A 13036-nucleotide genomic window follows, 5' to 3' on the forward strand; every position below is an offset into this window, starting at 1 on the left:
GCGCAGGAGCAGCCGGAGGGCGGCGGCCCGGACGGCCGCGCCACCGCGGCCGCCGCCGGCGGCACGGCGCCCGGACCGGACGAACGGTACGACCTCGACGCCGAAGCGCAGGCTCAGGACGAGGGCCGCCCCAACCGGCCGGTGCTGGCCGGTGCCGCGCTGGCGGGTGTGATGCTGGTGGCGGCGCCGCTGCTGCTGCTGTCGGTGGACCGTTCCGGCGGCGCCCCCTCGCCGGAGACCGGACTGGCAGCCGACACCGTGCTGCGGGAGGACCTCGACCGACCCGGCGACTTCGTCGCCGCCGCCCCGGAGCCCGAGCCGGAGGAGACCGAGCCGGAACCCGACCCCGAGCCCGAACCGGAGCCCGCGCTGGCCGAGATACCGCCGGCGCCTGATCCCGAGCCGGAGCCCGAGCCCGAGCCGGACCCCGAGCCGAAGCCCGACCCCGAGCCGGAGCCCGAGCCCGAGCCGGAATTCCCCACCGAGCGGGTCCTGTTGCAGAACGTGGCCAACGGGAACTGCGTCGGCACGCCGGGTTCCGGCACCGGTGGCCGCAACGACATCATGCGGCACGTCGACTGCGGGGAGTCCAAGGACGACATCCGCTGGAACCTGGAACTGCGCTTCGAGGACGCCGGTCCTGCCGGCACGGCGCTGTACACCATCCGCAACGACCGCGGCGGCTACTGCCTGGACCTGCCCGGCAAGGGGGCGCGCGGCAGCGGCACCCTCGTCCACCAGGCGCGCTGCTTCCCCGACATGGAGGACAACCAGCTCTGGTGGCTGGACGAGCAGAAGTCGGGCACGTTCTACATCCGGAACTTCGCCGCCCACGACTACTGCCTTCTCGCCTTCGAGGAGGCCGAGCCCGACACGCGGCTGCGAATCTGGCAGTGCCACGACAACCACGCCTGGCGTCTGGTGAGCGACAGCTGAGCAGTTCCGCTCCCCGCCTCGCCGGCTGACCGGCTGACCGCCCGACCGGAGCGGCCGCCCGTGCCCTGCCCGCCCCCGGAGAAGGGGAGGGCAGGGCACGGGCGTCACCGGCGCCGTCCGACGCGGATGTTCCTACCCGACCGCCTGGCCGGTCGGCGCAACACGGCCGCGCCGGCTCTCTACCGCGGGGCCTGGTACGCGCCCTGCCGGTCGCCTGCTGCCGGGCGCGGTTTCCGGGAGAACGAGCGCGCCCAGGGTGCGGTCTTCGCTCTTCCGGCCTGACGTCCACCCGTGACGCGCACGGAAGTGCGTCAACTGTCGCCTTGCGGCCGCTCCCGCGGATCGGCGAAGTAGTCGGTCAGCATCTCCGTCGGCCACGCCGGCTGTCGGACGTCGCCGCGTGGGCCCATTTCCGCGAACCAGGGCTTGATGTCGAGCACGGGCGTTCCGTCGACCGCGTCAAGTTCACCGACATGCAGGTCGAGCCCGTCGATCGCGAGAAGGCGGCACCGGGAGACGCCGATCCAGTTCTGCCTGCGCATGTTGCGATGGGCGAAGATCCCACCCGCCGGCCAGTCGGGGTTGTTGCGCGGCCTGCGGGGCTCCGCGTGCAGGTCCGAGGGGTCGGTGAGGTGGAAGTGGAAGACCACCTCGATGTGCGAGAAGTCCTTCAGCCCGACGACGGAGCCCTCGCTGAACTGGCGGGCGTCGATACGGATGATCGCTCGGCTACCGCCCCAGTAGTCGTCGGTCGGCTCGGTTCGGCCCCCCACCACGTGGGCGACCGGCGTCATGGTGATCTCCGCGTTCATGACCCTCATTCTGCACCGGGAACCGATCAGGCCGACTGTCGCAGGTAACTGCCTGCTCTGCGGTCGAGTTCGGCGGCCACGGCAATCCCGCGCCCCCGCAACGGCGACAGCTGGACATCAGCATGCCCGGCCGATGCACAACGCACAGGTCGGGCACAACGCGCGGTTGACTCGATGGCAAACACGGTCGTGCAGTCGACCAGCGTGTGTCCCACCAAACAGCGGCGGGCCCGATGTTGCTCAGGCTCCCGCCGCCGTCGACAAGCGCGTGACTGCGCGATCTGATGCTCTGCGGTCAGCGAGCCGCGAGGGCACCGTCCTTGACGGCTGTCGCGAAGACCGACCAGCGGTCCGCGCTCAGAGTAAGGACTGGGCCGCCATGGATCTTCGAGTCCCGGAGGTCCACAGCGCCGTCGGTTCGGTGACGTGCTTCGAGGCAGTCTCCATTCTGCGCGCTGTAGGTGCTCTTGAACCATCCGGACCGGTTGTCCTGCATCTCCCCAGCATCTCTCTATCCGGGCACTTCACTGACGAGACCCTCGATGAGGGCTTTGCTTTCCAGCTCCCCGAGCGACGCGGCGCGCAGGTGGTTGAAGATGTCGGCGTAGAAGCCGATGTCAGCCGGATCTTCGAGGTACGTGTGGCTGACGTGGTTCTCCAGGAGAACGACCTGCATGTCGGATGGCTCGGGGAACCGGTAGATCTTGAACGGGAACGGCCCACCGCGGTACGCCCCTACTGCGAAGGGTAGTACCTGCAACGTGACGTTCGGAAGGCGTGCCAGGTCAATGAGGTGGCCGAGCTGTGCGCGCATGACGGCAGTGCCGCCGATCTGCTGCTTCAGGGCGGCCTCTCCGAGCACCATCCAGACCCCAATCGGGTGCTCGCTGCGCGTCAGGGCCTTCTGGCGTTCCAAGCGGACGGCAAGCTTCGTCGCCGCATCGCTGCCAAGCGGCCCCGGTGATCCTCCCGCGATGACCGCTTCCGCGTACGCGGAGGTTTGGAAGAGGCCGTCGATCACTCCGGGCTGGAAGCCGCGACAGTACGAGGTGTCCTCTTCGAGACCGATCAAGTCAAGGAAGTCCTGCGGTAGTCGATCTTCCAGTACGCGCCACCACCGCTGCTTGCGGCTCTCGCGCGCCAACGACAGCCAGCCGTCGCGCGCGGACGGCTCATCCACCTGATACAGCTCCAGCAGCGCTTTGAGGTCCAGAGGCCGTATGGGGCTGCGGCCGGACTCGATGCGGCTGATCTTCGAGATGTTGCAGCTCAGGTGTTCAGCCGCATGTTCCAGGTGAAGCCCATGCTCTTCGCGTAGCCGCCGAAGGTTGGTCCCGAGAACCCGCCGACGCACGGTCGGTTTCGGATCATCCGGCATGTGCCCCTCCTCAGTCGCCCCACAGGGTACCCCCGGCTGGAGTCCGGACAAGATCACGAAAACTCACCACGGTGTATGACTTGCACCGTGCAAGCGTTAGGGTTCATGCTGCACGGGTGACTCACTCCGCACGGTAGGTAGTCGTGGGTGCTTCGAAGGCCTGGGCTGTCCACGTCTGTCGCGAGGGTGGAGCAGCCCCGTCTTGGAGGTGCCTTGTGAATGTCGCCGCGCAAGCAGCTGAGGAATACACGCAGTCCTGGAACTTAGTGGTGCGAGCCCGAGCCATTGGACGGTGGCGTAACGAGGCTGCGGTCGTGGTGAAGGAGCTGGGCGGTGACAGGGACGCTGTTGGGCTGGCTCGCCTCGCGGTGTCGGAGTTGCTGAGCAACGTCGTCAAGCACGTCGGTGATCCTCGGTGCGAGCTTCGGGTGGAGTGCGCGGCCGGCTTCGTTCGTCTCCAGGTGCGCGACCGGTCAATGGCTGTGCCGGCCATAACGGTTCCCGACTGGGCTGCTGAGAGCGGGCGTGGCCTGTGGCTGTTGCAGACGGTGGCGCCTAACTGGGGCTACATCTGCTTTCCAGGTGGCAAGTCGGTCTGGGTGCGGTTTCCGCTCAGGGCCTCCCGGCAGGAGGCGGCGACGTGATGAACGGCGCGAGGGCGGCCGGCTGGCAGCGCGGCCTTCTTCCACCGGCAGGTCCGCATCGATCCGGAGCTGATGACTGCCGGGAGGAGGGGGTGCACCTCGTGGCCGAGGCCGTGGAGTTCGTGCGTCCGTGTCCGTCGTCGCCGGGGGACGGGGGTCCCTGGGTGCGGGGGTGGTGCTGGTTCTACTGCGGCCACACGTTCACGGACGTGCTGTGGTTGGGCACCATCACGAGTGTCGGAGTCTCGGCGCCGTTGTACGCCTGCGGCGGGTGTCTGAGGCGACTGCACGACAGCGCGTGGGACTACGACGACGCGAGCGCGCGGCTTCCCTCGGATCACTGGGGCCGGCCGGTTCCCCTGTACGCCCAGCACGACTCCGACGTGCCGGTGTCGTTCCGGCGGCCGACGAGACGGCCACGCACCCCGCTGGGGCGCCTCTTCCACCGCTTCGCCTCCGGGGCGTCGGTCGGGAAGGGGGCGAGATGAGCAGATGGGTGAGCCCGGAGGCGCCGGTGGGCGAGTTGGCGAGTGCCCTGGCGTCTTCGTTGGCCGTGGCGAAGGTGCCCGCGAGGGTCCTCCTTCACCAGGAGAAGGAGCAGGTGTTGTGCCGGGTGGAACGGGTCGGCGCCGCTGCGCTGGTCCGTGCTTTGCGGGCGGCTGTCCGGGCCGATCGGGGGATGCCTGCGCTGGAGGCCCTGGTGTGGTGCAACGCCGCCCGTCGGGTCGGCATCGTGCGGGGAGTGACGGACGGCATGGTCCAGCTGGAGGCGTTCGTCGACGGGACGACCTTCCGCTCAGCCGCGGCCCTGTTGGCTCCGGCGACGCTTCCCCAGCTGCGGGCGGCCCAGATGCTGCGAGCACGCCACCCGCCCAGAAAGCGACCACCGCCGTGACCAGCCCGCTGCGCGGATGGTTGTCGTGGCCGCAGGCCGGCGACTCACAGCCCCGGGTTGAGCCTGAGCCGCAACCGCCGGAGGCGCCTCGCGAGACCCGCGCGGCGGCGGTCCGGGAGGCGCTTCATGTCGCTTTGCCGTGCGCCGCAGTAGTCATTGCCCTGGCGCTGGCCGCGTTCCTCCGCACCTGACCTCGGAGCTACCACCCATCGCCGTTCTCGATGCTGTGGCCGCACTGTTCCCCCTGGCTGGCTTCTGGGGCACAGCGGAGGCCGCCAGCGGGCGCGTCACCGTAACCCCACTGTCTGACCATTCACAGCCAGCCCGAGTACGCCAACGGTCAGAGCGAGCGTCTAAACGCGTTGGTTGCCGGTTCGAATCCGGCCCCGGGCACGCCGGCCACAGCAGGAGCAGCGCCGGGCGGCTAGATCGGACCCCTTGCGGGGGTCTCAGGTGCCACTCAGCATGGTCGGCTCGACGTCTGCTCTCCACTTACCGAGAGGAGGAATCTGATGTCTGACAACCACGCGTACCAAGGCGGCCTCGACGATCTGCTCGTCTCAGTCGAGGCTCTTGCCACCGTGCACAACCGCAACGACACGACGCGGTCCGACCCACCGCCGGACGCTACCGGCGACACGCAGCCGGACGGTGACGGCCTGAACGAACCGGCCTCTCGGCTTCGCATCGCACACCACCCTCGCCGAACGGGTCGGCGACCTGCTCCGGCACTTCGCCATCTCCACGAAGGTCGGCTTCTTCGCCGACCGCCACACCCTGAATCCCGCACGACTTCGAGCGGCGGTCGAGCAGACGGTGCGGGACCTTCGCCGGTCCCCCGATCTTGTCTTCCTCCACAGCCCTGAACGCAGCACGGGAGGGGAACCTTTTGCAGAGGCGTGCGGTGCCCTGGAGGACGCCGTACGCGCGGGACTCGCAGGTGCGTGGGGTGTCTCATCCTGGGACCCCCGGGGGGTTCTTTCGCAGCTGGACAGCACAACCCCGAGCCCAGCAGTGCTGATGATCCGCTCTGGCCTGCTCGTTCCAGGCTCGGTACTCGACGCAGCTGAGCAACTGGCGCACAGATGGAAACCGGCCGACGTGTGGGGAATGAGCCCCTTCAACGCCTCACCTCACGACCCGGTGTGGCAGGCAGTCCGACCACAGGTATTCCTGGCCAACCCGCCAGAGGGCTGCGGGCCGCTGCCGGCGGCGTTCCGCGCCGCCTACGCGCTTCCCGAGGTGAGCACCATCGCCGTGGGGTCCGACAGCGAAAGCCATCTTCGCGAGCTGCTGGACACACTGTCGTGGGGGAGTCGACCGAGAGATGGTGGAACGCTACCGCCGACTTCTGCGAGCACGCTCGGCTCAGTGATCGACCAGCTCACCGATGATCCGGGCTGCGGCCTGCTGTGCCGGTCGCAGCTTCGGGTCAGCGGGATCAGCGTAGTCACCGACGATCTTGGAAAGGCAGAACATCGCCATGAGGAGCCCGTCACGGCTCTCCAGGTCCCGGCGCCGCTCTGCCCACACCCGCTCGGCCAGGTCGGGCACCGCCAAAGAGTTCGCCCACAACGAGGCCGAGTCCAGGCCCAGCGGGGCCATTCCCCAGTCCTCCCAGTCGAACAAGCAAAAACGGGGAGCTGTGACGTTAGCCCAGTTCAGATCCGCATGAGCAGGCAGCCAGATCGAAGTTGTGGTGTCGAAGGCCGGCGAGAACGTTCGGCGGATGGCCCCCGTCACCCGAGCTTGCGTCATGGTCGCCGTGTCCGGCGTCGCGACGCGGCTCGTGCTCTGAGCAGCAAGCGCATCCAACGACGCGGACAACTGATTCCACCACTCGTCCGGCAGGGCGGGGTGTGCCGTCAGTGTGCCGGACTGAACGGGAGCGTCGGGCAGGAGTGCTGTCTCGTCTGCACGCCACACCGCCTCCTGGCCCTCTCGCCAGGACACCCCGGCGAACCACTCAGGGGCCGAAACCCCTGTCAACGCGGCAGCGGTTTCCGCGCCGTTCCACCCCTGGGTGTCCACCCGAGAGACCGGTCGCCGCTCAATCCGCACCCACGTCCCGCGCTCCGTCGCGGCGCCCACAGAGCGACGCTTTCGTACGAGGGAGCCGCGGTCGAGACTCACCTGGAGATGCCGTTCCACCCGGCAGAGCACGCCATCAACTGAATGCAATCGCAGATCTACCGTGCCTGCTGGTGTCATGGGTGCCGGACTCCTTCGGGTGAGTACCTGCACCATAGGCTGCTCCACGGTCGCGGTCGCGGTCACTCGGACCCAGGGACAGCCCCCGTTCCGCCCCCCGACCCCAGACGCGCTCCCCAACTCCGCCCGCCCCAGCCCGACCGGCGCACACGCGGACTCGGCGACCTGAACGTCATCCTCACCGCCATGGTCGCGCTGGCGACCGTCAACCCCGACGCGGGGAAGGTCTTCGGACACCACCTTCAGCGCGTCGCTGAGCGTTCGCTCGTCCCCGGCTGACTCCCGTCCACGACGTCCCCCGAGCGGGTACCGGCGGCGGTGCTCGGCTCGTTCACCGTGGTGCCGCCGGGCGCAGGACCACGCGGTGGCGACCCTCGCCGGTGCGACGATGCAGCGGCGAGGGCCGGAACCCGGGTCGGCGGTCCGACCGGCGCCAGGGGCTCGCGGGCGACGAGGCCGTCGGCCGTCAGGAGCCGGAGCTCCCGGCGGCTTGTCCCGTGTCGTCTCCGTCGGCGGCGTCGGAACCGGCCGTCGTTCCGTCGTCACCACGGTCTTCGTCGACGTCTGCTGCCTCGTCCGCTGCCGCCCGGTACGTGGGGCCGTCCGAGCTGGTGAGCGAGGGCCGTGCCGCCGGCGCCAGGGCGAACTCCTCCTCCTCCGGCGCTGCGGACGGCGGGGTGTAGGGCGTGTCCCAGCCGGGGCCGCGCTCCTCGGACAGCTCTTCCAGCACAGGGAAGACCGCCCGCAGCGAGGCGGTGGTGACCCGCTGCGCGACGGGTGCGGTGCTGCTGAGGTACAGCACGTCGTGCCCCTCGGGTATCCGCTCGACCAGCGCCCGGACCCCGGAGACGGCGTAGGGCGGCAACTCCGCACCCGCCTCCGGGTCGGGGACGGCCAGCACGGCGACGGCGGGCACGCCGTCGGGGGCCTCGGTCGGCGCGGGTTCCCCATCCGGGTCGACGAAGACCGCCACCACCGCGTCGGCGAGGGTGAAGGGGAGCAGCTCCGGCTCGTCGTACCCGGTGGCGATGGTCCGCACCGCCGCGTCCACGCCGTCGGCAGGCTCGGGCCAACCGAGCGCGTCCGGCGACGGCCGGTAGCCGTCGTTGGGGTACCAGGCGGCGAGTGTCCTGTCGTCACCGGTGGACCAGTACCCGGGCAGCGCCCACGACGGCGGGGGCTCGCCCTCGACCGGGGCGAAGTGGCGGTCCACCGCCCACAGCAGCGAGTCGGGCGGTAGTTGCAGCGCAGCGTCCCGTTCGACGTCGGACGGTTCGCGGAACTCCGGGTCCCCCGGGCGGACGGGCTCCGGCTGCGGAGGCAGGCCCTCGGGCGGCACCGAGCAGCCGACCGCTTCGCCGGTCGCCCCGTTGATCGCCGCGACCGGGCCGATGTAGGCGTCGGCGGCCGCCTCGAACGAGGTGGCCTCCTCGGCCGTGCCGTCCGGGGCCGCGCTGTCCGGGGCCGCGCCGTCGGCTCGGGGGTCGGTTCCCACCGCCGGGGCGTCGCCGTCGGGCGTTCCGGCGGCGTCCGGGGCCGTGTCCCGGGACGCGGTCTGCTGAGCCGGTGCGGGGTCCACGGGGCCGCTGGGGGATGCGGGTTCGGTAGTCATGACGAGCTCTTCCGGTCGGACGGTGGGCGGTTCGGGACGTGCCGGCGGGCGGCGTGCTGTGGCGCCCCGCGGCAGGGGGTCACGGCTGACGGAACGGGAAGAAGACGGAACGGCCGGTGTCGGTGAGCCCCACCAGGTGGATGCCGTTCCCGACGACGACCAGGCGGTGGTGCGCCCCCGACGGAGCCGTCTCCCGCCACCTCTCGTAGGCGGGCCTTCCGTCGAACCGCCGGAAGGTCCCCGATGCGGCGTCCAGCAGCAGGCCGGTGGGGTCGTGGACGAAGTCGACGCCGTAGCGAACCCACCCGTCGGAGTGGATTCGGCGACCGTCCGGCAGCACGAGCGTGCCGTCGGGCGTGGCCCGGAACGTCTGCTCGACGCCCGTCGCGGGGTCGACGCGGACGAACCGGTGCCACTCGCGGGAGCGGTCGCCGTCCGTCGGCGCTGCCGTCTCCGGCAGCACCGCGCCCGCGGGGAGCTGCGTCCGGGGTCCGCCGCGCAGGTCCAGCGGCGTCGGCGCCGCCGACGGGGCGGCCGCGGACGGGGCGGCGACCGGTGTGCGGGGCTGCTCGTCCATGAGAACGGAGAACACCGTGTCGGAGATGCCCGCCGGCGGACCGGACAGCGTGGCGAGCAGCTGCTCCGTCGCGTCACGCCCCTGAGCCACCGCGTCGACGCGTGCCCTCTCCGCGGTGGCGGCCCGTTGCTGTGCCGCCTCGCGTGCTCGCGCGGTGGTGTCGACGGTGGCCTGCACGGTCTCCCGCTCCGTCCTGGCCGCCTCCTGCAAAGCCTCTGCCCGCGCGACGAGTTCGGCCTGCCGGGCAGTCGAAGCCGTACGCTCCTGCTGCACCCGCGCCAGTTCGTCGGTCGCCGCCCGGTGGTTCTGCTCCAGCGCCGTGAGCTCCGTGGTCGCGGTGGCGTGCTCCCGCTTGAGCCGGTTGGTCGTCGCGGCGTGCTGGGCGATGAGCAGCTCCGTCTGTGCGATCTGCTGCTGGAGCCGCTCGGCCCGACGTTCCTGGCTGCTCCGACTGCTCCGGCTGCTCTGACTGCTGTGACCGTCCAGGTTGCTGTGACCGCTCCGGGTGCTTCGGCGACTCCGGAGGGTCGGCCGGATGTCGGCCAGCTCCGTCCGGAGCTGCGCCAACTCGCGGTTGGCGGCCTCCGCCGTGGCGGCGTGCTCCCGCTGCTGCTGCGTCAGCCGCGTGACTTCGGCCCGCTGGCGCGTCGCGGCGTTCTCGGCGTCGGTCCTGGCCGTCTCGGCGGCGGTTCAGACCGTCGGGACGAGCACACCGGTGCGGTGCAGGCTGCCGACGCAGACGCCGACCTGGGCACCGGGAACCCGGGCCCGCTCGGCGGCCGCCTGCGCCTGGGCCCGGTTCAGTTCTCCGGTGGTGTCGCGCAGCCGGGCGTCGGCGGCGGCGAGCTCGTTCCGGCGTTCGGTCAGGGCCGTGGAGTGCTCCGCGGCGTCGGTCTGCGCCGTGCGCTGACCGGCCAACGCCCGCTGCTCGGCCACGCCCGCGTCGCGCACCCCGGTGAGCGTCTCGGCGAGGGCGCCGTCGCGGAACCCGGTCGGGTCGCCCGACCCGTCGAAATGCCAGTTCTGCGTGCCGTCGGGGGTCCGGACCACCAGCTCGACCTGCCGGTCGACGATGTCGGCCGTCGCCGCCGCCAGTGTCACCAGCGGGACGAGTTCCGCGGAGTCGGAGAGGGTGAACCACAACCGGGGCGCGCTGTTCGCATCGGTCACGGCCGCGACGGTCTCCGCCACGGCCCGCGCCGTGTTCCGCATGCCGGACTGGTGCCAGTCGGCGGGCAGCTGGGAGGCGTCCGTCGACAGTGCGTCCGCCACGGCGGACCGCAGGTCGATCTCCCGGCCGTGCGGCCCTGCCGTCAGTGCGCCGAGCCCGAGGAGGTCGGCGGGGTTGAGCGAGACACGACCGGAGCCGGTCACCCACCGCGTCGTGCCCTCGTGCGAGACCTCGACGAGCAGGTCGGCGCGCACCACCCGGGAGGCGTCGACCAGTTGGCCCGTCTGCCGGCCGCTCTCCTTCGCCTCACCCGAGCGGTCGACGGTCCGCTTCGCGCTCGCCTCGGCGCCGCCGCGCGCCGTCTCCGGCGCGCCGGGAGACGGCACCGGCCGTGCGAGGACCGCGTGCTGTCCGGGGGCGACCGGGAGGCGGATCTCCGCCAGCACGTTCCAGTCCCGGTGGCGCGTGGAACCGGAAGTCTCGGTCCGGGTGGCCGCCGACATCCGGTCGATCACCGTGCCGGGGGACTCCAGTTCCGGGCGGACGTTGTGGAAGGTCAGCCGCACCTGGGGCGGACGGCCGCCGAAGCTGCCGGGCACGAGACCGCTCCGCTCGCCGAGCGGTCCCCGGTTCCCGGTGCCCAGTTCCGAGACGGCCGAGGTGAGCAGGCCCGAGACCAGCGTGCCGAGCGCCGCGCCGCTGTTGTGGTCGCTGTGGCCGGGGCGGGGCAGTGTGGTCCCGGCCCACGACGGCGCGATGTCATGGAGCGCCGTCGTCAGCGCCTCGGCGCCGGTGAAGGAGTGGACGAAGGCCGCGTTGCGGGTGAGCGGGTACGGCCGGCCGAAGGCGCCCTCCGGGTCCTGCCGCACCGGGTCGTACGTGAGGGCGGCGGCGTCGGCGGGGGCCGGTCCCGCTTCGGCCGTGGCCCCGCGCGATCCGAGGAAGCGCAGCGTGGTCGTGGCGGCGACCTCGAACGTGCTGCCGTGGTTGTTCCGGGTGAGCGTCGGGGTGCGCTGCGCGTCGTTCCGCGGGGCGATCGCGTTGTCCTGCCCCGGCAGCGGGGTGCCGGCGGCGGGCGGGCCGCTGGTGGGCGCGGTGAGGTCGGTGGTCATCTCGACGCCCTCGGGGCCCGGCGCCGGCAGCGCGGCGCGCGGAGCGCCGCCCGTCGTGCCGGCCGGGACCGGGACGGTCCGCGTCGCCGAGGACGCCGGCGCGGTGGACCCGCTGCCCGGCAGCGACAGCGGAGTCGCCTCCCAGAAGCTGCGGATGAGGCGGCCCGCCTGTGCGATCAGGTGGGACGGGGTCTCCACCGCCCACAGCGCGGCCTCGGCGATGGAGCTCTCGGTGACCGGCTGCTGGGTGACGGACGCCCGCAGCCTGAAGGCGACGCCCTCGAAGTCGCCCACCTCGGCGCCGCGCAGCCAGGTGGTGTCCGTGGCGGTCGCGACCTGGGAGAATTTCTGCTCGGTGGTCTGGAAACCGCCGAGGCCCAGTCCGGGGCGCTGGGTGAGTCCGCCCCGGTCGTCCGCCGGGACGGAGTCGTCCCCGGTGAAGAACCGCTGCACCCACTTGAAGGTCGCCTGATGGGTGTAGGTCCGGGTCTGCTCCGACTTCCTGTCCTCGGGCGAGACGGCCAGCAGCTGATCCAGCGAGCCCGCGGCCCGGGAGCCCCGCAGCGCGTTCCGCTCGTCCGGCGTCGCCGCCAGGTCGGCCTCCACGCTCAGCGTCACCAGCCGGGTACGGCCGTCGAACTGCGCGACGAACTGCACGGAGAGCCGCTGCCCCTGCCGGGTGAGCACCGTCAGCAGTGTCTCCTGGTCGGTGAGCCAGCGGGCCGCGGTCCGGGCTCCGACGGCGTAGCCCGGGGTCCCGGGGGTGAGGATGTCGCGGTGGAGGCCGACGAGGGCGGCTTCCATGCCGACCCGCAGGCGGTCCCGCTGCTCGTTCCCGTCGGCGTCCAGCAGCGCGAGGTGGGTCGCGGCGGCGCCGTCGAGGCTGCCTTCCTGGGTGAACCAGCTCGGCGGCACCAGCGAGCGGTCGGCCGTCGGCGAGGGGCGGGAGAGCCCCGCCACGCTCTCGAACAACTGCGCGTAGGGGCGCAGTGCGGCGTCGGAGGCGGTGAACCGGATGGCGTCCGCCGCGCTCACGACCACCGAGACCGAGCCGTGCTCGCCGGCGGTGACCGCGGCCAGGTGGCTGTGGCCCCAGGTGAGCGTGACCAGCAGTTCGAGGTCACCGGTGACGGTGTGGTGGCGTCCCTCGTCGGCGGGGGTCTGCGTGACGGCGCGTGTGGCGCTCGGCGACTCGGAGTTCCCGGCCCGTGAGCTGTAGGTGTAGCCGCCGTGGGGATGGTTCTGGCCGCTGTCCCGCAGGTCGCGCTGGAGCGCGCCGAACGTGACGGCCCCTTCGTAGGTCCGGCCGGATCCGGAGACCCGGCCCGCGGTGGTCGCACCGGTCGTGGCCAGGCTGGACTTGGCCTCCTCGCTGTGGTCCAGGCGCGGCCGCGTGATGAGGGCGCTGACCTCCAGCGAGAACATGCCGTTCAGCTTGGTGACCGGCAGCGGCACGCCTTCCAGGACGAACGAGCCGTCGGCGATCTGCGGGGCGTGGGCGTGCAGCCGTGACGGCCGGAGCCCGTTGTGGAGCACCTCCGCCGCGAGGGTGTCACCGCCCCGGTCGTTGTCCCCGACCGCCGCGAGGCGCCGGGCGGCGGCCGAGGCCGCGCTCGTCACCGCCGAGGCGGCGGCGGTGACCGTGGCGGCCAGCGCCTGGGCGGGCTGCGGAGCCGGCCGGGGGGGGG

At 71.8% G+C, this 13036-nt stretch carries 9 protein-coding genes and 2 pseudogenes; 4 read left to right on the forward strand and 7 right to left on the reverse strand.

Features of this window, described 5'->3' with window-relative positions:
- Nucleotides 1-936, forward strand: a 936-nt coding sequence (locus HCN52_RS15170) for an RICIN domain-containing protein (protein ID WP_168088979.1), incomplete at its 5' end; no start/stop codon positions are given.
- Between the two features lie 311 nt (nt 937-1247).
- Here HCN52_RS15170 and HCN52_RS15175 read toward each other — a convergent pair.
- From HCN52_RS15175 to HCN52_RS15185, 3 genes are all read right to left on the reverse strand, one after another.
- Complete coding sequence (locus HCN52_RS15175; RefSeq protein ID WP_168088980.1) at nt 1248-1748, reverse strand: SAM-dependent methyltransferase; 501 nt, start codon at nt 1746-1748, stop codon at nt 1248-1250.
- Nucleotides 1749-2043: 295 nt separating this feature from the next.
- Nucleotides 2044-2244 (reverse strand): DUF397 domain-containing protein, encoded by a 201-nt coding sequence (locus HCN52_RS15180; RefSeq protein WP_168088981.1) that lies wholly within the window; start codon nt 2242-2244, stop codon nt 2044-2046.
- Nucleotides 2245-2259: 15 nt separating this feature from the next.
- Complete coding sequence (locus HCN52_RS15185) at nt 2260-3126, reverse strand: helix-turn-helix domain-containing protein (protein WP_168088982.1); 867 nt, start codon at nt 3124-3126, stop codon at nt 2260-2262.
- 269 nt (nt 3127-3395) lie between these two features.
- On the opposite strand from HCN52_RS15185, the gene HCN52_RS15190 reads away from it, so the two are divergent.
- The 3 genes and pseudogenes from HCN52_RS15190 to HCN52_RS25490 form a co-directional block, all read left to right on the forward strand.
- Entirely contained in the window at nt 3396-3770 is a 375-nt protein-coding gene (locus HCN52_RS15190) for an ATP-binding protein (RefSeq protein ID WP_312876711.1), read from the forward strand.
- Between the two features lie 484 nt (nt 3771-4254).
- On the forward strand, nt 4255-4665 hold the full coding sequence (locus tag HCN52_RS15195) for a hypothetical protein (protein WP_168088984.1): 411 nt from the start codon (nt 4255-4257) through the stop codon (nt 4663-4665).
- Between the two features lie 777 nt (nt 4666-5442).
- Nucleotides 5443-5577: pseudogene (locus HCN52_RS25490) on the forward strand (aldo/keto reductase); the annotation flags it as partial.
- Nucleotides 5578-6033: 456 nt separating this feature from the next.
- On the opposite strand, the gene HCN52_RS15205 reads toward HCN52_RS25490, so the two are convergent.
- The 4 genes and pseudogenes from HCN52_RS15205 to HCN52_RS15220 form a co-directional block, all read right to left on the reverse strand.
- A complete protein-coding gene (locus tag HCN52_RS15205) occupies nt 6034-6876 on the reverse strand; it encodes a hypothetical protein (RefSeq protein ID WP_168088985.1) in 843 nt (280 codons plus the stop codon).
- Nucleotides 6877-7342: 466 nt separating this feature from the next.
- Nucleotides 7343-8488: a type VII secretion system-associated protein gene (locus HCN52_RS15210; protein ID WP_168088986.1), complete on the reverse strand. Its 1146-nt coding sequence runs from the start codon at nt 8486-8488 to the stop codon at nt 7343-7345.
- A gap of 79 nt (nt 8489-8567) precedes the next feature.
- A complete protein-coding gene (locus HCN52_RS15215) occupies nt 8568-9632 on the reverse strand; it encodes a hypothetical protein (protein WP_168088987.1) in 1065 nt (354 codons plus the stop codon).
- A gap of 123 nt (nt 9633-9755) precedes the next feature.
- Nucleotides 9756-13036: pseudogene (locus HCN52_RS15220) on the reverse strand (hypothetical protein); the annotation flags it as partial.

Origin of the sequence: Streptomyces bohaiensis (genome assembly GCF_012033785.1) — a bacterium.
Lineage (GTDB): Bacteria > Actinomycetota > Actinomycetes > Streptomycetales > Streptomycetaceae > Streptomyces > Streptomyces bohaiensis.

Coding starts and splice junctions, on each gene's coding strand:
- HCN52_RS15175 (WP_168088980.1), bottom strand. CDS start 1,748: ATGAACGCGGAGATCACCATGACGCCGGTCGCCCACGTGGTGGGGGGC.
- HCN52_RS15180 (WP_168088981.1), bottom strand. CDS start 2,244: ATGCAGGACAACCGGTCCGGATGGTTCAAGAGCACCTACAGCGCGCAG.
- HCN52_RS15185 (WP_168088982.1), bottom strand. CDS start 3,126: ATGCCGGATGATCCGAAACCGACCGTGCGTCGGCGGGTTCTCGGGACC.
- HCN52_RS15195 (WP_168088984.1), top strand. CDS start 4,255: ATGAGCAGATGGGTGAGCCCGGAGGCGCCGGTGGGCGAGTTGGCGAGT.
- HCN52_RS15205 (WP_168088985.1), bottom strand. CDS start 6,876: ATGACACCAGCAGGCACGGTAGATCTGCGATTGCATTCAGTTGATGGC.
- HCN52_RS15210 (WP_168088986.1), bottom strand. CDS start 8,488: ATGACTACCGAACCCGCATCCCCCAGCGGCCCCGTGGACCCCGCACCG.